Origin of the sequence: Exiguobacterium sp. s91 (genome assembly GCF_018618915.1) — a bacterium.
Lineage (GTDB): Bacteria > Bacillota > Bacilli > Exiguobacteriales > Exiguobacteriaceae > Exiguobacterium_A > Exiguobacterium_A abrahamii.
Genome location: NZ_JACSMZ010000001.1, coordinates 156,951 through 179,307 on the forward strand (window position 1 = coordinate 156,951; position 22,357 = coordinate 179,307).

The following is a 22,357-nucleotide window of genomic DNA, read 5'->3' on the forward strand; positions in this document are numbered from 1 at the left end:
AAAGGAGAGTAGAGTATGAACACGACATTCATGAAAATCACGGTAGCGACAATCATCGCGGGATCAACACTCTTTAGTGGCACGGCATCGGCGGCGACGAAAGTCGAGACAACAGCGACAAATCAATACACAGCACTCAAAGCGGGTATGACGATGGAGCAAGTCGCCAAAGTCTTATACGGCAAAGACTACAAAAAACAATTGACAACGAAAAAAGGTTCACAAGTATTGAAAATGAAGGAAGTGCTTCAAAATACGTCAGGGAAAAGTAAGGAAATCTACTATGAGCTTTACGATCGAAAAGTCAAGACGCCTCCGACGTTCACTGGACTTGCTTTCATGACAAAAAAGAATGACTCTGTGTATCGTCTTGTCTTTAAAGAACTAAAAATCGGTCGGGATAGTTATTCAAAATATCGCGAGAGCACACGTAAGGTGAATTCAGGAGCTAAAATTAAATTCGGTATGACGGAAAAACAACTCGACGGCATATTATCAGGGACGGGTCTTGGTGAATGGGGTGGAGTGATGGAAGCTGATACACGTAGTGTTTACAGCCAAGCTGAAATCAAAGCTGGGGAAGCAAGCGAATATAAAGGAAAAACGTATATCTTTCAAAAATCTACAAAATCGCGTGTTTACGTCGATATGACATACGATGCTAAAAAGAAAACCTACATTGTTGAAGACTATCAAACATTCTAAAAAAGGGGATAGAAACATGAAAACGACATTTACGAAAGTTGCAGTAGCAACAGTAATCGCAGGAACGACTTTATTCGGAGGAGCAGCATCTGCGGCGACGAAAGACGAAACGAAAGTAACCGACCGTTACACAGCATTAAAAGCGGGGATGACAATCGAGCAAGCAGCAAAAGTCATCTATGGGAAAGAATATAAGAAGCAGCTGACGAAAAAGAGTGGTTCGACGGTATTGAAGAAAAAAGCGGAATTTACGACCGTATCTCAAGGGCAAAAAACGACGACATATGCGTTCTCTGATGAAAAGAACTTTACGAATGTGTCTGTTTTTCAGTTCATGACGAAAAAGAACAGTTCGGTTTATCGTTTGACAGGGAAATCGCTAGATCTTTATCGTGCAGATAGTTACTCAGGTGCACGTGAAAGTAAGATGAAACTGCTCAAAGGAAAGAAAATCAAGACGGGCATGACCGAAAAGCAATTGGATGCAGTATTATCTGGAACTGGTTTGGGTGAGTGGACAGGAGTGGATTCAATCGACTGGACATCGATTCAAACGAAACAAGAACTAGAATATGGACTCGGAATCAAAGCACTCTCGAAAACATACGTGTTCCCGACTTCGACAACACAGCGTAAACTTGTCATCATGAACTATGATTATGAGAAGAAAACCTATACAGTAGGTAGTCAAACGTCACTCTAATGAACGAAGGAGCTTATCTGAACGATAGGCTCTTTTTTTCATCTTTTCCCGTTTTTGACAAATCGCTCTCAAATTTCGTTATACTCGGACTGTAAGTTTTTTCATGGATGACCGATACTAACGAGAAGCAAAACACAGAAGGGAATGGACGCAGTTGGAACGAGTCAAAAAAAGACGTAAGGTGAAAAAACGCTGGACACCACTGAAAATCATGCTATTGATTGCACTTGTCCTCGTCGTCGGTGTCGGCGGATTCATCGGCTATACATATTATCAAGTCGACCAAACGGTCAAAAAAATTCAATCCCCCGTCAAGAATACGGGAGACAAAGTCGTCGAAGAGCAAAAGCCGGTTTCGGTTCTGTTACTTGGTGTCGATCAACGTCCAGGAGAGCGCGGACGCAGTGACTCAATCATGGTCATGACATTGAACCCGACACGAAACGAAAGTCGATTGATCAGTATTCCTCGGGACACGAAGGTTGATATCGTCGGAAAAGGAACAAATGATAAGATCAACCATGCGTATTCATTCGGTGGACCGGAGATGGCAATCAAGACAGTCGAAAAGTTTCTTAATATCCCAATCAATTACTATGCAGAAATCAACATGGAAGGGTTCACGTCCCTAGTTGATGCAGTCGGTGGGGTGACGGTCAATAACGACATCGACTTTACGGTCAGTGGGACACATTTCCCGGTCGGTAAAGTTAACTTAGATGGAAAATCGGCTTTGAAATTCACACGCATGCGTTATGAAGATCCACGTGGTGACTTTGGTCGTCAGATGCGCCAACGGGAAGTCATCGCTCAAGTCGCGAACAAATTGTCATCCGATGTATCAGTTAGTAACTTTAACGCCATCATGGACGTCGTTGGCAAAAATGCACAAACAAACGTCTCGTTCAAACCGATGCGTACTTTAGCATTTGATTACATGGATGCCTTCCGTAACCAGAAGAACTTGAAACTCGAAGGAACAGGTGGAAAAGAAGGCGACGGAATTTATTACTGGCACCCGACAGAAGATTCATTAAAAGAGACACAAACGGCATTACGCTATTCACTCGATATGGAATGAACAAAAGCACCGAATCTCACGGATTCGGTGCTTTTCGTTTAGAACGATTGTTCCGCTAGACGAATCCGGCTGATCGTTCCGTCTTTTGCAAAACGTTGGAGACGATACGAGTTACTCGTGACGAGTCCTGTCGATTCCGTTTCTAGTTGAAGTGGGGCGAGTGAGGCTAATTGCTCATTCGTAATAGTCGTCTCCGTCCAGTCAATGGCGATGACTTTGTTGTCCTTCAAGACAAAAAAGTGATTTCCGTAAAACAGGTAGTCATGCAATTCATCATTGAAAGTCCGATCGGCTGGTCCATAAAGACTATTCAGTTCTTCACTACTTTTACCGATAAGGTCAATGAGGGTCCCGGTAACAAAACTTGTATCGAGCTGATCGTTGACCCACGTCAAAAGCGTTTCATCAGCAAGTGTTTCACCTTCAAGCCGTTTTGTCGTATCGGACGTTTTAATATAACCCGTTAAATCATCCGACAATTCGATTTCAGTCACACCGTCATTTTTCTTGACGATGCGATATCCGTCACCGAAATCGGCTTCGTACAGCAATGTCGTCATCGACTCTTCCCGGTAGATGTTGCTCGAACGTGTTTTGACGTATAGGACATCATCAACAGCGGCAGTCTCTTCTGGTGCTGTTGGTTTCTTTTCCTTCGTTTTTTCAACTGTGACCGGTTTTTCGACAGTAGCCTTTGGTGTCGTATCTGCAGATCCTACGAAGTATGTCGAGTAGACGTAAGTTCCACCGGCTCCAAGTAAGAAACAAAGAATCAACAGCGCAATCCAGCCCCAAGGTAACGGTCGTTTTGCTCCAGCATGCTTGATTTCTTTCTCTTTTTTACGTCGTTTTGGTTCCGGTTCGCGTTGACTCCGTGAAAGAGTTGGAAGTGGTTCTTCTGCCTCGTCCGGGAGTGGACCATCTTCGTCCAAGATTGGACGAGCGACTAATGTACCGTAAAAGTCAGCTAATGTCGCATGATGTTTTCCGGCGAGGAATGCATTCCATTCTTCGACCGTGACGGTATCTTCGTCATAAGGAATCAGTGGCGGTTGACCAGTAATTCGGATCATCGTATCCGTCAAGGATTCCGTCGAAGCAAGACTCGAACGAATCCGTTCATGAAGTCGTGCGATATCTTCCTTCGAGTGAGATGTATAGAATTGTAGCGCTTGTAACGAGCGATGCATAAAGAAATTCCTCCTATGTCGAGATACGGAAATGAATGTAAAAAGTAACAATTCATCTTTTATTATACGCAATGTTTTTCAATAAACGTATGTCATTTCCTAAAAAAACATCAACCATTTCCCAAATATTTGTTATACTGAGTCCTAGTTGATGTAGGAAAGTCACTGAATTAGACAAATAAAGGAGAATAATTAGACCATGAATGAAACGATTAGCTTGCAGGAATTATTTTCGATTTTACGTAAATCGTTCTGGCGCATCTTGGCGTTGACGATTGTCGCCGCCCTCATCTCATTTGCCGTCAGTAGCTTTTTGATTAAACCGACGTATCAAGCAGGGACGCAAATTCTCGTCACACCGAAGAAACAAGAAAATGAAGTCATTGATGCACAGTCTGTCCAGTCGTCTGTCACATTGGTTAATACATATCGGGTCATCATCAAGAGCCCGGCGATTTTAGAACAGGTTCAAAAGGAAGTTCCGAACGCACCAACGAATATGAATGCTTTGAACAACATGGTCACGGTCGAAAGTGAGCAAAACTCTCAGGTCATTAACGTTTCGGTCCAAAGTACCGATGCAGCATTAGCATCCAACTTGGCGAACTCGATTGCTGAAGTCTTTAGTTCAGACGTTCAAGAATTAATGAGTGTTGATAACGTTACTGTCTTGTCGACATCAGGTATCCCAACGTCACCTGTCAGTCCGAATATTATTTTGAACACAGCGATTGCAGCAGTCGTTGGATTCTTACTCGGTGTCGGTCTTGCTTTCTTACGTGAAGTACTCGATCGTCGCATCCGGACAGAAGATCAGGTCCAACAAATTCTTGATCTGCCGGTACTCGGTAGTATCCCGGATATCGACAGTAAAGTATTCAAGTCATCGTCAAAAGCAGCAAAACGAGAGGCGGTCAAACAATATGGCTAAGAAGAGCAAAATGAACAAAGATGCACGGAAACTGATTACGGTCACGCAACCGAAGTCACCTGTTGCTGAGCAGTATCGAACGATCCGGACGAACATTGAATTCATGGCCGTCGATCGTGAGATTCAAGCAATTCTTGTCACCTCCGCAACACAAGGTGAAGGAAAATCAACGACGTCATCAAACTTGGCCGTCGCTTACGCGCAACAAGGGAAAAAAGTATTGATTATCGATACGGATATGCGTCGCCCAACGGTTCATTATACGTTCCGTGTTGCGAATGGTCTTGGACTTTCGAGTCTTTTAACTCGCCAAGCGGAAAAAGAAAAGGCAATCTTACCAACGAAAGTCGATAACCTATCCATTTTGACAGCCGGTCCGATTCCGCCGAATCCAGCGGAGCTCTTGTCGTCACGTGCGATGGAGCATCTAACGGAACAACTACGTGAAGAATTCGACATCATCATCTTTGACGCACCGCCATTACTACAAGTCGCCGATAGTCGGATTACTTCGAAACTAACGGATGGTGTTGTCCTTGTCGTCGGTTGTACGACATCTGATCGTCAACGAGTGTTAAAAGCGAAAGAACAGCTTGAACTGGCCGAAGCGAAAATTCTCGGTGTCGTCTTGAACCGTCGTGAACTGACGGATGATTCAGCATACCAATACTACTATTCCTATGAGTGAGGGACATCTATATGGTTGATATCCACTGTCATATCTTGCCGCTCGTCGATGACGGTCCGGCCAGTGTCGAACATGCCTTGCAGTTAGCTGAACAAGCCGTCGCAGAGGGGGTGTCGCGGATCATCGCGACTCCACACCTCTATCATCCACAATTCGAAACAGAAGATGTCGATGTCCAGTTGACGGTCGATGAGTTCAATGTCTTGTTGAAACAACGTGATATTCCGTTAACCGTCTATCCAGGTCATGAGATCCGGTTGATCGGTGAGTTGATGGAAGCGTTAGAAGCAGGACAAGCGCTGACGCTGAACGATTCACGCTATATTTTGATCGAGTTTCCATCAAGCGGAATTCCATCGTATGCGCGCCAAGTCTTTGCAGAATTGATTTCCGATGGTTATATCCCGGTCGTTGCCCATCCAGAAAAGAATAAAGCAATCATTCAAAATCCATCGTTACTTTTTGAATTGATTTCAAACGGTGCGATCAGTCAGGTGACGTGTGCCAGTTTGATCGGCAAATACGGAAAGGATGTCCAGCGGTTTGCGATTGCCTTGCTTGAGAATGGGCTAGCCCATCTTGTGGCAAGTGATGCGCATCACCTCGAGAAACGTCCATTCTACTGGAAGCAATGCGAACGGATGCTTGAGAAAACATTCGAAGATTGGTTGATCGATGAGATTTATGAAAACAATGAAGCCGTTCTCTTGAACCAACTCGTGACAATCAATCCCCCGAGTCCTGTCGAGAAGAATTGGAAAGGACAATGGGTGTAACATTTTTTGTCAAGGTAAGGGAAAGAGAGTGAATTCGTACTCTCTTTTTTCTATGTCAACGCTTACATTATTAAAATATGGAAAACTTTATGGAAAGTGACATGTGTCCTATGTTATTGTATTTTACATAAAGAATGGAATGAAGAATATAATTTTCCAACTTAAAACTACCTCAAGGAGTGTGTTACATAATGATAGTAAAAAAAGCAGTCATTCCAGCAGCAGGACTTGGTACACGTTTCTTACCAGCGACAAAGGCCATGCCGAAGGAAATGTTACCAATCGTTGATAAACCCACGATTCAATACATCATTGAAGAAGCAATTGAATCAGGAATTGAAGATATCTTGATTATCACTGGTAAAGGAAAACGCGCGATTGAAGATCATTTTGATTCCGTACCTGAGCTCGAAGCGAACTTAATTTCAAAAAATAAATCGGAATTGTTATATCTCGTTGAAGCAACGACGAATATCAACATCCATTTCATTCGTCAATCAAAACCAAAGGGTTTAGGGGATGCGATTCTTCAAGCAAAAGCATTCATCGGGAACGAACCATTCGTTGTCATGCTTGGTGATGATATCGTTCAAGCAGATGTACCGTGTACACGACAATTAATCGAGCAATATGAAATCACGAATAGTTCAATCATTGGTGTGCAACCAGTTCCGGAAAAAGACACACATCGTTACGGGATCGTTGACCCAAGTACAAGCATCTCAGAGCAATTACATAAGGTGAAATCATTCGTCGAAAAGCCAGCACCTGGAACTGCCCCATCGAACTTAGCGATTTTAGGGCGTTATCTACTCACACCAGAAATTTTTAAGTATCTCGAAACACAAGAAGTCGGGTCAGGTGGCGAAATTCAATTGACAGACGCGATTACACGACTCAACGAGATGCAACGTGTCTTTGCCTACGAATTTGATGGTAAACGCTACGATGTCGGTGAAAAACTAGGGTTCATTCGGACAACGCTTGAGTTTGCGTTGAATCGTGAAGATTTAGGTCAAGACGTGGCAGAAATCATGCAAGAGCTACTTGATGCACATAAAGAACAATCGCTTGTCTAAAAAATAGTGTTTTAAATATTAGTTGAAAGGAGTTGTCGTCTTGAAGAAGTACTATTACTATCGGACCTTTTTATTAGCATGTATGGATGCTTTCGCATTGATTGTCGCAATGAGCTTTACATATTTTTTCTTGTATCCGAAGGAATTATTTTTATTGATTGACAGTCGTGCACTGATTCAGTCCGCTGCAGTATTTGCTTTACTCTTCATCACGGTGGCTTTTTTAATGAAGCTATATCGTGTCAATTGGAAATATGCGAGTGTGCAAGAGGCTATGACGTTATCATTGTCTCTTGCACTGAGCTCAATCGGCTTAATAGTGTATCAAGTTCTATTCTTCGGACAAGTCTTAGAACGTATCACACTATTAAGTTTTTGTATTTCTTTATTGTTACTCGGAGCAATCCGCGTTGGATTACGTTTGCTTGGGATTGGTCAGCACTGGCGAAAATATGCTCTACCACGACGCATGATTAAGTCGCGTAAGCGGACGTTAGTTATTGGGGCAGGTCGTGCCGGACGTGCATTGGTTCGTCAACTCTATGCATCACCATTTCATGAATTGAAACCAGTTGCATTCGTTGATGACGATCCGAAACATATGCACTTTATGATTCAAGGACTCGAAGTCGCAGGTACGACGGAAGATTTAAAAGCCGTCATCGAACGATATAAAATCGAAGCAATCGTTTTAGCGATTCCATCGTTGTCGCAACAACGACGAATTGAATTAATTACAGAAGCGAAGACACTTTGTAAAAATGTCCAGACGTTACCGATGATTGAAGAACTCGTTACCGGAAAAGTGTCAGTCAATGCGATTCGCGATGTATCGATTGAAGACTTACTCGGACGAGAAGCAGTCGAACTGAATATCTCAGGAATCCGTAGTGAGATTGAAGGACGGACGGTTCTCGTCACAGGAGCAGGCGGATCGATTGGGTCAGAAATCTGTCGCCAAATTATTCAGTTCAATCCGACGACATTGGTACTACTCGGTCATGGTGAGAATAGTATCTATTTAATTGAACGAGAACTACGTGGTTTACAGACAGCAATCAATTTGATTCCTGTCATCGCAGATGTACAAGATCGGATGCGACTTGAAGAAGTTTTTGCACAACATCGTCCGGATGTCGTCTTCCACGCAGCAGCTCATAAACACGTTCCTTTAATGGAAGCAAATCCGTATGAGTCGGTAAAAAATAACATCTATGGAACGAAGAACGTCGCAGAAGTAGCGGACCGTCATCAGGTCGAACGGTTTGTCATGATCTCAACGGACAAAGCGGTCAATCCGACGAACGTCATGGGTTCGACAAAACGAATTGCCGAGATGATCATCCAGGACTTAGGGAAACGAAGTCAGACGAAGTTCGCGGTTGTTCGGTTTGGTAACGTGCTTGGTAGTCGGGGATCGGTAATTCCGCTATTTAAGTCACAAATCGAGACGGGTGGACCTGTCACGGTGACCCATCCAGAAATGACACGCTTCTTCATGACGATTCCTGAAGCAAGTCGTCTTGTCATTCAAGCTGGGATTCTAGCAGATGGTGGAGAAGTATTTGTCCTTGATATGGGCGAACCAGTTAAAATCGTTGATCTTGCAAAAAATATGATTGAGTTAAGTGGCTTTACAGAGGATGAGATGCCAATTGTGTTCTCAGGGATTCGACCCGGAGAAAAGATGTACGAAGAGCTACTCAAAGACGGAGAAGTCGATCCGGAAGCGATTTATCCGAAAATCTTTGTAGGTCGAACGAAACAACTAGAACCGATTGAAGAAATTTTACGAATGGTCGAACATCATCAATTGAATCCACTGCAACTGCGCAATACGCTACTTGATATTGCCAATGACGTTGCGATGAAACAACAAAATTTAGTATGAACATAAGGAGCTAAAGCAAATGAGTTATATGACAGTGAAGCGATTGTTAGGGTTCATCCTAGCACTTGTGGCATGTATCGTTTTAATACCAGTTTTTTTATGTATCATGGGAGCGATAAAAATTGAGTCAAAAGGACCGGTCTTCTTTAAACAAAAGCGAGTAGGACTGAAGAAAAGTCACTTCAACATTTTAAAGTTCCGCACCATGTATATTGAAACACCACAAGATACACCAACTCATTTGCTTGCTGATCCGGATGTCTATATTACACGAGTTGGAAAGTTTTTACGGAAGACAAGCTTAGATGAGTTACCGCAATTGATTAACATCTTAAAAGGTGAGATGAGTTTTGTTGGACCACGTCCTGCGTTGTGGAATCAATATGACTTAATTGATGAACGAGATAAGTATGGCGCTAATGATACTTTTCCAGGACTTACAGGTTGGGCTCAAATTAATGGACGAGACGAATTAGCAATTGAAATAAAAGCAAAGCTTGATGGAGAATATATTCAGCGAATTGGATTTTTTATGGACTCACGTTGTCTCATTTTAACTTTCTTTAGTGTGTTGAAAAGTGAAGGAGTAGTTGAAGGAGGTACTGGAAAAATGACAAAAAAAGAAGTTGCAATTACAAAGGAGTAAATTTAATGAAGAAAATTTTAATAACCGGAAAAAATAGTTATATAGGTAGCGAATTCTTCGAGTGGTCTATGAAAAATTCTAATACAGTGAAAATTGATTTCATAGATGTTAAATCAGATCAATGGTTAGATACTAGCTTTTCAACGTATGACGTAGTTCTTCATTTAGCTGGCATTGTACATCAAAAAAAAATTAGTGATGATGTGTATACAAGGGTAAACACAAATCTTACAAAAAAAATTGCGGAAAAATCGAAAAAAGATGGTGTAAAACATTTTATATTTATGAGTACTATGAGTATTTATGGAAAAAATAAAGGAGTAATATCTTGTGATACTCCTATTATTCCTAAAAATGCATACGGTATTTCAAAATTTAATGCAGAAAACAAGTTATTAGAATTAAAAGATGAAAGCTTCAAAATTTCTATAGTAAGACCGCCAATAGTTTATGGTGATAATTGTAAAGGTAATTTTGATAAATTAAGAAAACTATCTTTAAAAATTCCTTTTGTCCCTTCTTTTCATAATAATAGAAGTATGATCTTTATAGAAAATTTAATTTTATTTTTAAATTATATAATTATTAAAGAAATACCAGGAATATTTCATCCTCGAGATTCAGAATACGTTAGTACAAATGAAGTGATTTTAGAATTTAAAAAGCATAATAATAAAAAGATTCTCATTGTAGACTTAATGATAAGTAAGTTACTGTTATTAGATATACCACTTATAGATAAAGTTTTTGGGGACTATACTTATGAGAAAAATCTTCATGAGATTTCTCAAGAAATTATTATAACTGACTTTAAGAAGAATATACGAAAAATTGTAGGATCAGAGGATAAATAACATGAAAAATAAACATCTAGTGTCTATCATTATGCCGGCATATAATTCGGAGAAATCGTTAAATACGGCAATTGATTCTATCATAAATCAATCGTATTCCAATTGGGAACTAATTATTGTAGATGACTTTTCCAAAGATAATACTAATAAAATTATAGATGATTGTATAAAAAAAGATAAAAGAATAAAAAAAATTGTAAATGTAAGAAATAAAGGTGCTGCTTTTAGTAGAAATATAGCTATTAAAGAATCAAAAGGAAAATGGATTGCGTTTTTAGATAGCGATGATTACTGGCACGAAAAAAAATTAGAAATTCAGACTAATTACATGTTGAAGAATAATTATTATTTTACATTTACTAATACAAGATACATTACTGATCAAAAAGTTAGCTTCAATAAAAAATTTAATATTCCAAATTCAGTGGATTTTAAAAAATTGAGAAAACATAATGTTATAGCTTGCTCTTCAGTAATTATTGATAAAAAAATTCTACAATATAACTTCATAGAAAAAAATGATATACATGAAGATTATCTATTATGGTTAAAAATATTAAATGATGGAAATCGAGCATATAGTATTGATGAAGAATTGTTAATTTACAGACTCAGTAAAAATTCTAAATCTGGGAATAAACTTAAAACTATTTTTATGACATATAGAGTATTTAAAGAGCTTAACTACTCTTATATTAAATCATTATTTTTTACTGGTCTGCATTCGATAAATGCCTATTTTAAAAAACATAAGTTTTTAAAGGTGAAGCAATGAGGTTTAAAAAGAACAATCTTTTTATAGTTATAATATATATATCTAGTTTTTTGTTTATTTCTTCAACCGTAATTTTACCAAGGGTAATAGACATGGAAGGAAATTTAGCTACATATGTTAATAATTTAAAAATAGTAACATTTATTTTTAATTTAATAATATTTATACTTTTTTTTAAACTTAGTTTAAAATCTTTCACAGGTTTGTTTTTTATAGGTGTAGTTTTAGTCTTAAGTGGTAATATAACATTTATTAACATATTTATGTATATATTATCCATGTCATCGTTGGGGAACTATAAGAAAATTTTACAAGGATATGTTTTTACAAAATTAGTATTATTTCTAGTTGTAATATGCTTAGGCTATTATGGATTAAATGAAATATATAACATCAACGATTTGAATAGAGAAGTACGTTATACAATGGGATTCACAAATCCAAATACTGCAAGTATGATCTTTTTTGATATAGCTATTGGGCTAATTTACTTATATCCAAATAACAAGAAGATTAGGATGACTATATGTATTTCTACATTTTTGATTTATTATTTCACAGATTCTAGAACTTTGTTGATAGTTGTCATGATGTTAATGTTTATGATTATTATTAAAGACAGATATTATTTTATATCTAAAAAAATAATATCTAATTTTTATTTTATAAGTTGTGGAATTACTATTTTAATTATGTTTTTTAGTAATCAGAGTATTAATTTAATCTTAAACAGAAGACCAGAAATAATGAATACTTTTGTTAAAGTGAACGAGTTAAATTTATTCGGTAATTCTATTTATGGATTAAATATTTCGGTAGATAATTCATACTTAAGAATTCTTTACGAAATTGGGATAATATATTTCGTAATTCATATATTATTAATGACTGCTCTAATGAAGGAACTATTTAAAGTCAAAGATTATCTTGCTATTAAAATATGCATATCAATATTTTTGTATGATATATTTGAGCAATTTACAATTGCACATGGATCTTTTTTAATAGCATTTATTATTTTCTTCATTTTGAGGAAAAACAATTTTTTCGAAAGTGAGTCGAAAAGAAAACATGAATATTTGTATCTTAGGACCTGAAATTACAAAAGATAGTTTTGGTGGAATTGCCACTTTTAATGAAGGCTTAAAGAACGCATTTAATTCTCTAGGTCATAAAGTATTGATAATTTCTAACTCAAGAGGCAGTAAAAATTTTTTTAGGAAAAGTAATTTTATTCATCCATCCGCTTCCTTGAAAAAAGTAATAAAAGATTTTGATCCAGATTTGATCATTACTTCAATGTGGTACGGTTTGATAAATAACAAAATTCAAAAAATATGCCCCAAAGTTAAAACTATACACTTTATACATGGATTCCCTAATTATAGATATGGAATTGTAAAAAAAAACATTTTAAATGTCATATTAAAAAATATAAGAAAAAAGACAGACTTATTTATAGCGAATAGTAAGTTAACCAAATTGATTAATAATGAAATATATGGAATAGAATGTGATAAAGTAATTGAACTAGGTTTACAAGAAAGTTATAAAGATTTTTTGAAAAAACCAAATAATGAAATTAAATTTATTTTTGTAGGAAGGATTGTTGAAGAAAAAAAAGTAGACAAGATATGTGAGGTTTTTAATCATATAACTGAAAATAATAATAATAAATGTAGCTTAACAATAGTTGGCGAAGGACCTGAAAAAGAATATCTAAAAAATAAATATAGCTCATCAACAATATTTTTTGAGGGCAAAGCAAGTAGAGAAAATGTTATGAAAAAATTACAAGAGGCAGACATTTTTATTTCACTAAATCCACATGAACCTTTTGGTTTAGTATTTTTAGAAGCTGTATTGAATAAATGCAAAATTATATGTCCTGATTCAGGAGGACAGCTAGAGTTTTTAAATGAGTTAAAAGAAAATGTGATGTCAATAGATTTAAATGATTATAAAAATTCAAAGTATCGATTTGACGAATTTTTAAAAATCTATCCTTATGAAAAAACGGATTTGAGACTTTATTTTGAAAAATATAATTACAAAAGAGTTGCTGATGAAATTTTACAAAGTCAATATTTATAATTGATATTTAGGAGTGATTAAGTGGAAAAAGTAACTTTAATTCTTCCCTGTTACAACGTCGAAGACTATATTGAAAAATGTATAAACTCTCTTTCAAATCAATCTTATGCCAGTTTAGAAATTATAGCAGTTGATGATGGTTCTAAGGATAATACCTTAAAAAAATTGTACAAATTAAAAAAAATAGAAAACAGACTTATTGTATATGAACAAAAAAATAAAGGAGTAAGCGCTGCAAGGAATCTAGCTATTGATAATGCAAGTGGTGATTTTATTATATTTATAGATCCAGATGATTATGTACATAAAGATTTTGTTCTACAACTTGTTAATTCATTAAAAATTAATGATGCAGGTTTAGCTGTTTGTGGACATACAAAGATATATAAAAATGGATTAGAAGAAAAAAGTAAAGCAGAAGAAAATTTGTTTATAGGCGATCAAATAATTGAAGAATATTTTTTAGGTACAAGTCCACTCACTGTTCTTATGTGTGACAAGATATTTTTAACAAATATAATTAAAACAAATAAAATTTATTGTCCAGTAGAAGTTACAAGTGGTCAAGATCAAGTTTTTATATTAGAGTATCTCATGCATGTAAATAAAGTTGTCACAATTAATAACAATTATTATTACTATTATCAAAGAGTGGGTAGTAAATCAAAAAGATATGAATTTTATATTTTCGAAAAAACTATAGTTAAATTATTATTTTTGAAGAAAATTTTAATAGAAAATAATAAGTTTATAAAATATAGAAAGAATTATGAAATGAGAATGTATATGAATTTATTTTCTCAAGGTTTTTTATCCTATAAAAATAATAATAATAAAGAATTTTTTAAAAGCTTTATTCAAATGAGAAATGAAACAATTAAATTTGTAGGCAAAAAGAGATATGAAATTTTTTTCGATATTTTATTAAATAAAAAATTTAGTATTCAAGAAAAAATAGCTTGTATTGTTACGTATTTTACTACGCCTAAACTTTCAAAATATCTTTATAGATATTATTATTTCAAAAAAGGTGGTATTTAATTCTTGAAAAACTTCGTTGTGTTAACGAATGGTTATCCCTCAGAAAGTAATAAGTACAGTAATGGATTTGTACATAGTAGAGTATTAGGATATAAAAAACGTGGAGTTGATGGAATAGTTATTGTCTTAAATAAAAAAACTAATCTTATTAATTCTTATGAATATGAGGGAGTAACGGTTTTTGAATGTCATTATTCTAATGTTAAAGAGATAATTCCTGAATATATAGAAAAAATATTTATTCATTTTGTAGATGAAGAAATGATAAAAACATTAAGAGAATTGAAAAGAAAATTAAAAATTTATATTTGGATTCATGGAACCGAAGCATTATCTTGGAAAAGAAGAACCTATAATCTAGGCTTCAATATATTTGATTTACTTCGATTTTTAAAATATATGTATTTCAATAGAAAACAAATGAAATTTATGAAGAAACTTATTAAAGATACACAAATAGATAAACATTTTATATTTGTATCTAAATGGATGAAAGAAATTTTAGAAAAAGATACAGATACAGTAATTGATAAAAATTTTGATATTATCCCAAATCCTATAGATAGTGAAGTATTTGATTATCAAAAAAAAACTGAAGATCTTCGCTTAAAAATATTAAGTATTAGACCGTATTCAAGTAAAAAATATGCAAATGATATTACAGTGAAAGTTATAAAGAAGTTAATGAAAAAGCCTTTTTTTAATGAACTGGAAATTAATATTTATGGAGCAGGTAGATTATTCAAAAAAACTAATGCATCATTAAAAAAATATCAAAATATAAATTTAAATGAGACATTTTTATCTCAAAAAGATATTAGTAAGTTACATAAAAAAAATGGGATTTTATTAATTCCAACTAGACAAGATGCTCAGGGAGTTTCAATGTGTGAAGGAATATCTAGCGGTTTAGTACCGATAACTTCAAATAATTCAGCAATTCCTGAATTTGTTGAAAGCAATTTTGGTTATGTATGTAATAATATTGAAGAATATGTATCTGCTATAGAAGAAATGTATTATTCATCTGATGTATATTTAAAAAAATCATCTGAAGGTTTTAAGTTCATTCAAGAGAAATGTGGAGATAACGTTTTTGATAAAGAGTTACTTATTACAGGAGTGAAAAAAGATGGATAAATTAAGTGTGTTAATGCCAACTTTTAACGATGAAAAAACAATAAAAAGGAGTATTGATTCGGTTTTAAATCAAACTTATAAAAATATAGAATTGATCATTATTAACGATGGTAGCAGCGATAAAACAGTTGATGTTATAAATAGTTTTAATGATAAGAGAATTAGATTATTAAATCAATCAAATAAAGATCAACTTAACGCTTTAATAAATGGTTATAGCTATTCAACTGGAGATGTAATATACATTTTACATAGCGATGATCTATTTTTTGATAATAAAGTCGTAGAAAATGCAATGAGTGAATTAGCTATTAATAAAGATTATGGCGCTTTAAAGGGACATTTAGTAGCAATAGATGATAAAGATGAGTATATTCAAAAAATACGACCTAGAAAATCTGAAGGGAAAAAGGATGATTTATTAAACAGAATGTTTTTGTTGTATGGAACAAATATATTAAACGATTTTGCATTCATTAGAAAAGATGAATTTGAAAAAATATCGTTTAAAAATTATCTTTATTGGAATACTCCGTTTTGGATTGACTTTACTAAAGAAAATCTTGAAGTTATTAAAATAAAAAATATAGATCTACCTATTATTAAATATCGAATTCATGAAGAAAATTATATAAATAATGAAATAGGAAAATTAAATGTCATAAATGGAAATTTAAGATCAATAATGCATTTAATGAGATTTTATGATATACCTTTTTATAGTTTTCAAAGGTTCTTATCGAGAATTTTTAAAGATAAATACAAACCTATATTTTTTAAAAAAGAAACAAAGAGAAAAAGTAAAATTGTTACTAAAGTAATCAAAGGGAAATTAAAATCCACTGATAATATTTATATAAAAAGTTTAGAAAATTTTTATATAAAAAACGATTATTTTAGAAAAAATAAAATTATTAAAGAAGTACGTCTTCTGAAGTACGCAAGTAAAATTAAGTTTTTTGGAAAAGATATGAGATTATTTAATAATATTATAGTTTCAGAAAATATACCTAAAGAGTATAATGAATTGTTTGAACTAATGAACATGGGTTTTAATAGAGTTATTTGTGATAATGAATTAGAATATCAAGAAGTTGAAAGATTGTTGATTTTTCTGAATTTAAGATATTCAGTTGAGATTGTGGTTAAAAATAATTATGAATTTTGATCGTAGTAAAATTTTTCAAGTGATTTCATTGTTATTATCATCAATTATTGGTGTTGGACTAAACATAATTATAGGATTTCTAATTCCAAGCATGTTAGATTTCGATGATTTTTCAAAATATAGAATATTAATGTTTTATATTGGCTTTATTCCAATCTTACATGTAGGCTATATAGATGGAATTTTAATGAAATATAGTTCTATAAGTACAGAAGAGTTAGATAAATATTCTTTTAAAAAATCACTATATATCTTTTCGATAATACAATTATTTATAACGTTAATTATGTCAATGATTGTATACAGTACTCTTGGTAAGTCAGTTTATTTGTACATTTGTTTTTTGATTCCATTCGTTAATATTTCGGGATACATTACAAAAGTAATGGTTCTTAAAAATAAGTTTAAATTAATTTCACTATTTAATTTATTCTTAAAAATCGCACTAGTATTAACTGCCTTAATAATGATGCTTTTGCATATAAAAAATTATTATTATTTAGTTTATGCTGTTTACATTACTTACATTTTACAAATTATTATTGGTTATTTTTCCGTAATTAAGAATAACGAAAAAAGTGAGGAAATAACTTTTAGTTCTGAATTGAAATTAATAAAAACAGGTTTCCCAATAGTTTCAGCATATTTTATATCCACATTTTTATTAGGTCTTGATCGAATATTTATCGAGCGATCCGGAAACCTTGAAGAATATGCTTATTATTCATTTGCTTATAGTTTAATTACAATATTTATAACTATTTTTGATTCATTAACTGTTTTAATTTTTCCGATGATAATGAAAATGGAGAAAAATAAGCAAATAGAATTTTTTGAAACCTCTAAAGTTATTCTTAATATACTATTTAGTATAACAATTATTTTTGTTATATTAATTTTTCCGATGATTAATATATTTATTCCGAAGTATAACAACTCAATTATTTATTTTATAATTCTTTTTCCAATAATTTTCATTAGATTAAATTATTCTATAAGAATAATCCCGCAAATAAATGCATTAGCAGAAACCAAATTTGCATTACTTTATAATATATTTTGTGTATTTATTTTAAGCTTCTTAAATTTCACAATTTATATTTTAAAGTTAAATTTTATTTTTTATGGATTTGCTACTGTAATTGTTTTATCAGCATTAAATTATTTTCTAGAGAAAAGAATTGTAACAAACTTTAATATGAATACTTTTAGAAGTGAAAGTCATCAATTGATGATTATAATACTATTTTTAATAGTGTATTTGAATTTAAATACTTACACATATTTATTTGGTGTATTTTTGAATATAGTAATGCTTTATTTTTTTTACAAGAACAATATTATAAAAATAACTAAAAAAATAAAAATAAAAGGTTGAGTGATAAAAATGACGCTATATAATAGTCTTTTAAAAAAACGTGAAAAAATTTCCGTGACGGGTCTAGGTTATGTGGGAATGCCATTAGCAGTACTGTTTTCAGAAAAAGTAGATGTTATTGGATTTGATGTAAATGAGAGCAAGGTTGAATTATATAAAAAGGGTATTGATCCTACTAAGGAAGTAGGTGACGATTCCATCAAAAAATCTAATGTTTATTTCACTAGTGATGAATCTGATTTAAGAAAAGCAAAATTCCATATTGTTGCGGTTCCTACTCCGATTAATTTAGATAAGACTCCGAATTTAGAACCAGTTGAGAATGCTAGTCGTATGATTGCAAGAAATTTAACAAAAGGATCTATTGTGGTATACGAGTCTACTGTATACCCTGGTGTAACAGAAAATATATGTGTTCCTATATTAGAAGAAATTTCTGGATTAAAGTGTGGACCTGATTTTAAAGTAGGGTATTCTCCAGAAAGAATAAATCCTGGAGACAAAAATAATAAGCTTGAGAATATAGTTAAAATAGTATCTGGAATAGATAAAGATGCTCTTCATCAAATCTCTGAGGTTTATAAGATTGTAATATCTGCCGGAGTGCATGAGGCTAGTAGTATTAAAGTAGCTGAAGCTGCTAAAGTAGTAGAGAATAGTCAAAGAGATATTAATATTGCATTTATGAACGAATTGGCTATGGTATTTGATAAAATGGATATAGATTCCACCGAAGTTATCGAAGCCATGAATACAAAGTGGAATGCTCTAAAATTTTCTCCAGGATTAGTTGGAGGACATTGTATCGGAGTAGATCCATATTACTTTATTTATGAAGCTGAGAGACTAGGATATCATAGCCAAATTATTTTATCAGGCAGAAAAATTAATGATGGTATGGGACAATACATTGCTAATGCCACTATAAAAAAAATCATTGAAGCGAATAAACTAGTTAAATCTGCAAATGTTTATATTTTTGGACTAACTTTCAAAGAGAATTGTCCTGATATTAGAAATTCAAAAGTAGTAGATATTTATGAAAATTTAAAAACATTTGGTATAACTCCTAAAATTGTTGACCACTATGCTAGTAAAGAAGAAGCAAAAAGTGTATACAATATAGATTTAACTACGATAGATAAGGTAGAAAATGCTGACTGTATTATATTTGCTGTAGCTCATGATGAGTATAAATTAATGGATATTAATGAAATTAACAAAATGTATAAAAAAAATAATTCTAAAGTATTGATTGATGTTAAAAGTATATTCAACGTAGATGATTTAGAAAAAAATAATATAGAATCTTGGAGACTTTAAAATTTCGATTTAAAAAGTTGATATCTAATTAATTCAGTAATGTAATTTACTTAGTAATAGAACTCATTTATTTTTTTGATTGGAGATACAAAATGAGAGTAATGACTGTTTTCGGAACTAGACCAGAGGCAATAAAAATGGCTCCATTAGTTTTGGAATTAAAAAAACATAAAGAAATCGAATCAATTGTAGTTGTCACAGCACAACATCGACAAATGCTAGATCAAGTTCTAGATCACTTCAAAATAGTTCCTGACTTTGATTTAAATATAATGACTAAGAATCAGACACTTGTAAGTATTACAGCATTAGTTTTGGAGAAGATGAATGAAGTTATTTCTTCTGTAAAACCAGATATTGTATTAGTTCATGGAGATACTACTACAACATTTGCTTCTTCGTTAGCAGCTTTTTACAATCAAGTTAAGGTGGGGCATGTAGAAGCTGGCCTTAGAACATACGATAAATATTCACCATATCCAGAAGAGATGAATAGACAATTAACAGGTATAATGACTGACTTCCACTTTGCCCCTACCAAAACTTCTGCAAACTATTTAATTGAAGAAGGTAAAAATGAATCAACTGTCTATGTTACTGGTAATACTGCTATTGATGCTTTAAAGTCAACAGTCTCTGAAGAGTATAATAATCCTTTATTGAGTTCTATAGTTCGACGTGAAAATCGATTGATTCTTCTTACTGCACATCGGAGGGAAAATTTGGGTGATCCTATGAGAAATATTTTCAAAGCAGTAAAAAGATTACATGAAAAATACGAAGATATAGAATTTGTTTATCCAGTACACATGAATCCTGTTGTAAAAGAGTTGGCTCAAAGTGAGTTGTCTGGATTAAATAGAGTTCATTTAATTAATCCTTTAGAAGTATTCGATTTTCATAATTTCGCCTCGAAATCCTATTTGATTTTAACCGATTCTGGTGGTGTACAAGAAGAAGCCCCATCTTTAGGAGTTCCGGTTCTTGTATTAAGAGATACTACAGAAAGACCAGAAGGAGTCGAAGCAGGTACTTTAAAGTTAGTAGGTACTAATGAAGAACACATTTTTAATGCAGCTGATTTATTATTATCTGATTCTTTGGAACATCAAAAAATGTCACTAGCAAGTAATCCTTATGGAGATGGAAGAACAGCTGAAAAAATTGTATCGATACTAATTAAAAGTCTTACTAACACCATAAATAGAGATAAAATTAATATCTAATAAAAATAGAAGTATAGAATTGCGCATGTTTCCATTGCTATATTCTATACTTCCATTTTTGTATTACATAATCATCAAATTTATTGTAGATATACAAGAATTAAAAAAATTAATGAGAGTTAATGTAATTAAATTTTTGTATTCCTCTTTACAGGTCGTATTCACAAATATATTTTTATAAATTGGTTGAGCTAAAAATTAATTTTTAATAATTAGCTACCGATAAGATAAAAAATAGGATATAAAACGAGAGAACCGAAGTAAAGGAGAATTATTAAATCTACGGATAAAAATAGGATTTTAATTCCGTCCATGATTAACTGTATCCAATCACTGATAAGTAAAGCAATGATTCAATCACTTCAAAGTGAAGTGTCAGATTGTAGACAAATCCTCATCATTAAAACGTAGTGAAGACATGGATTCCCGGGGGAATTCCAGGACCAATTCGCAAGCTTTTTGAGGTTCATGGCAACGAAAGTAAGCATCGCTTGAAGCGTCGTTTTTTTCAGCCCTAGATAGCGGCTCCAACGCATGCCATGCTTCTCTTTGGTGTCTGCGAAGACACGCTCAATTGTGTTTACTGACGCTTTCGATACAACGCACGATTCACAACTGTATGTCTGAGATGCTCCATCTCATCTACTGCCTCTTGTCAGAGATGGCGATGGATGACTTTTCTATGGTCGTGACTCTATGTACATTGAGAGAGAAGTGGGCATTCCTTTCACCTCTCTGAGGCGTGTACAAAGGAAGACGGGTAAAATGCCTTGTTTGAGAAGATGATGGGCGACCGGAACAGTCTTATAGGCAGAGTCGGTGACGACTACGAATGGTTGTCCGAAACGGTGCGTGACAGTTTGAAGAAGTGCAGGAAAGACGATACTATCGTGGACGTTTCCGGGCGTTACAATCATCCCGAGAATAAAGCCATGCCGATCACAGGCGGTATGGCACGAATAGGCGAATTGCTTTTCACGCTCCCCCTTCACGTAATAGCCACTCTCCGAATCTGTCGTACTCTCCTACGTCTCGTGTTCTTCAGCTTTCTTCGTCTTGGAGGTGAAAGGCTTTTTCCATGCAAAATCCGATCCTCGTTGACTTCTTGGTCTAGTTCTTCTTTGTACTGTTGTGCGGCGCGTCGAACGAACTTCTTCTTATACTTCCGCTTGTTCGCGTTTGCTTTGATGTGGGTGGAGTCAATGAAGAGGACCTATAGGTCCTCGAATCTGGCTTCGACTCCTTGCGTGAGGATCCGATAAAAAATACTCTCAAAGACGTTTGTATCCTGAAAACGCCGAACGTATTTTTGCCGGATTTAGAGAAGTGCGGTACCTTCTCATCCAGAGCAGGACCTAAAAACCAACGATATGCCACGTTGGTTTCAATCTCTTTGATGGTACGCTGCATAGAGGGAATACCAAATACATATTGAAGAAGCGCCATCTTGATTAACAGAACGGGATCGACACTTGGTCTTTCTGTGTTTTCGCTATACAAGTTCTCTACGGTACTATAGATGAAGTCGACATCGATGACTGCATCTATTTTTCGGACGAGATGGTTCTGCGGGATCAATTGTTCCAATGTGATGGTGACATTCTTTGAGCGATGATGGTGATCTCTCTTACCCATCATAGGAAGTCCTCCTTATTCTCAGAATTCTCA

At 34.0% G+C, this 22,357-nt stretch carries 20 protein-coding genes and 1 pseudogene; 19 read left to right on the forward strand and 2 right to left on the reverse strand.

The window, feature by feature from the left end; all coding sequences use genetic code 11:
• Positions 1-15: 15 nt before the first annotated feature.
• The 3 genes from KNQ06_RS00800 (at position 16) to KNQ06_RS00810 (ending at position 2,489) form a co-directional block, all read left to right on the forward strand.
• Positions 16-705 carry a hypothetical protein gene (locus tag KNQ06_RS00800; protein WP_215147059.1) on the forward strand — a complete coding sequence of 230 codons (690 nt, stop codon included), beginning with the start codon at positions 16-18 and terminating at the stop codon, positions 703-705.
• A 16-nt stretch (positions 706-721) separates the two neighbouring features.
• The gene (locus tag KNQ06_RS00805) at positions 722-1,408 is read left to right on the forward strand and encodes a hypothetical protein (protein WP_215147061.1); all 687 of its coding nucleotides are present in this window, start codon (positions 722-724) and stop codon (positions 1,406-1,408) included.
• Between the two features lie 154 nt (positions 1,409-1,562).
• Entirely contained in the window at positions 1,563-2,489 is a 927-nt protein-coding gene (locus tag KNQ06_RS00810; RefSeq protein WP_029342698.1) for an LCP family glycopolymer transferase, read from the forward strand.
• A gap of 38 nt (positions 2,490-2,527) precedes the next feature.
• Here the strand turns inward: KNQ06_RS00810 and KNQ06_RS00815 are convergent, their stop codons facing one another.
• A complete protein-coding gene (locus tag KNQ06_RS00815) occupies positions 2,528-3,679 on the reverse strand; it encodes a hypothetical protein (protein ID WP_215147063.1) in 1,152 nt (383 codons plus the stop codon).
• 199 nt (positions 3,680-3,878) lie between these two features.
• Here KNQ06_RS00815 and KNQ06_RS00820 point away from each other — a divergent pair, with 199 nt between their 5' ends.
• From KNQ06_RS00820 to wecB, 16 genes are all read left to right on the forward strand, one after another.
• A complete protein-coding gene (locus KNQ06_RS00820; protein WP_215147065.1) occupies positions 3,879-4,610 on the forward strand; it encodes a YveK family protein in 732 nt (243 codons plus the stop codon).
• On the forward strand, positions 4,603-5,298 hold the full coding sequence (locus KNQ06_RS00825; RefSeq protein ID WP_050678204.1) for a CpsD/CapB family tyrosine-protein kinase: 696 nt from the start codon (positions 4,603-4,605) through the stop codon (positions 5,296-5,298). Before KNQ06_RS00820 ends, KNQ06_RS00825 begins: the two co-directional genes overlap by 8 nt.
• 11 nt (positions 5,299-5,309) lie before the next feature.
• Positions 5,310-6,074 carry a tyrosine-protein phosphatase gene (locus tag KNQ06_RS00830; protein WP_133207892.1) on the forward strand — a complete coding sequence of 255 codons (765 nt, stop codon included), beginning with the start codon at positions 5,310-5,312 and terminating at the stop codon, positions 6,072-6,074.
• Positions 6,075-6,265: 191 nt separating this feature from the next.
• Positions 6,266-7,153, forward strand: a complete 888-nt coding sequence (gene galU / locus KNQ06_RS00835) for a UTP--glucose-1-phosphate uridylyltransferase GalU (RefSeq protein ID WP_215147067.1) — start codon at positions 6,266-6,268, stop codon at positions 7,151-7,153.
• 82 nt (positions 7,154-7,235) lie between these two features.
• Complete coding sequence (locus KNQ06_RS00840) at positions 7,236-9,044, forward strand: nucleoside-diphosphate sugar epimerase/dehydratase (RefSeq protein WP_215148214.1); 1,809 nt, start codon at positions 7,236-7,238, stop codon at positions 9,042-9,044.
• A gap of 19 nt (positions 9,045-9,063) precedes the next feature.
• Positions 9,064-9,690 carry a sugar transferase gene (locus KNQ06_RS00845; RefSeq protein WP_215147070.1) on the forward strand — a complete coding sequence of 209 codons (627 nt, stop codon included), beginning with the start codon at positions 9,064-9,066 and terminating at the stop codon, positions 9,688-9,690.
• Between the two features lie 5 nt (positions 9,691-9,695).
• Positions 9,696-10,544, forward strand: coding sequence for an NAD-dependent epimerase/dehydratase family protein (locus tag KNQ06_RS00850; RefSeq protein ID WP_215147072.1), 849 nt, complete (start codon positions 9,696-9,698; stop codon positions 10,542-10,544).
• Position 10,545: 1 nt separating this feature from the next.
• A complete protein-coding gene (locus KNQ06_RS00855; protein WP_215147074.1) occupies positions 10,546-11,319 on the forward strand; it encodes a glycosyltransferase family 2 protein in 774 nt (257 codons plus the stop codon).
• A gap of 92 nt (positions 11,320-11,411) precedes the next feature.
• Positions 11,412-12,416: a hypothetical protein gene (locus KNQ06_RS00860; RefSeq protein WP_215147076.1), complete on the forward strand. Its 1,005-nt coding sequence runs from the start codon at positions 11,412-11,414 to the stop codon at positions 12,414-12,416.
• Positions 12,391-13,413, forward strand: a complete 1,023-nt coding sequence (locus KNQ06_RS00865) for a glycosyltransferase family 4 protein (protein WP_215147078.1) — start codon at positions 12,391-12,393, stop codon at positions 13,411-13,413. Before KNQ06_RS00860 ends, KNQ06_RS00865 begins: the two co-directional genes overlap by 26 nt.
• A gap of 21 nt (positions 13,414-13,434) precedes the next feature.
• A complete protein-coding gene (locus tag KNQ06_RS00870) occupies positions 13,435-14,454 on the forward strand; it encodes a glycosyltransferase family 2 protein (protein WP_215147080.1) in 1,020 nt (339 codons plus the stop codon).
• A gap of 3 nt (positions 14,455-14,457) precedes the next feature.
• The gene (locus tag KNQ06_RS00875) at positions 14,458-15,594 is read left to right on the forward strand and encodes a glycosyltransferase (protein WP_215147082.1); all 1,137 of its coding nucleotides are present in this window, start codon (positions 14,458-14,460) and stop codon (positions 15,592-15,594) included.
• Positions 15,587-16,762: a glycosyltransferase gene (locus KNQ06_RS00880; protein WP_215147084.1), complete on the forward strand. Its 1,176-nt coding sequence runs from the start codon at positions 15,587-15,589 to the stop codon at positions 16,760-16,762. The genes KNQ06_RS00875 and KNQ06_RS00880 overlap by 8 nt, the downstream gene beginning before the upstream one ends.
• On the forward strand, positions 16,752-18,140 hold the full coding sequence (locus tag KNQ06_RS00885) for an MATE family efflux transporter (RefSeq protein ID WP_215147087.1): 1,389 nt from the start codon (positions 16,752-16,754) through the stop codon (positions 18,138-18,140). Before KNQ06_RS00880 ends, KNQ06_RS00885 begins: the two co-directional genes overlap by 11 nt.
• 9 nt (positions 18,141-18,149) lie before the next feature.
• Positions 18,150-19,463: a nucleotide sugar dehydrogenase gene (locus KNQ06_RS00890; RefSeq protein WP_215147089.1), complete on the forward strand. Its 1,314-nt coding sequence runs from the start codon at positions 18,150-18,152 to the stop codon at positions 19,461-19,463.
• 92 nt (positions 19,464-19,555) lie between these two features.
• Positions 19,556-20,689, forward strand: coding sequence for a non-hydrolyzing UDP-N-acetylglucosamine 2-epimerase (gene wecB, locus KNQ06_RS00895; protein WP_215147091.1), 1,134 nt, complete (start codon positions 19,556-19,558; stop codon positions 20,687-20,689).
• Between the two features lie 362 nt (positions 20,690-21,051).
• Here the strand turns inward: wecB and KNQ06_RS00900 are convergent.
• Positions 21,052-22,327: pseudogene (locus KNQ06_RS00900) on the reverse strand (transposase).
• Between the last annotated feature and the right edge of the window lie 30 nt (positions 22,328-22,357).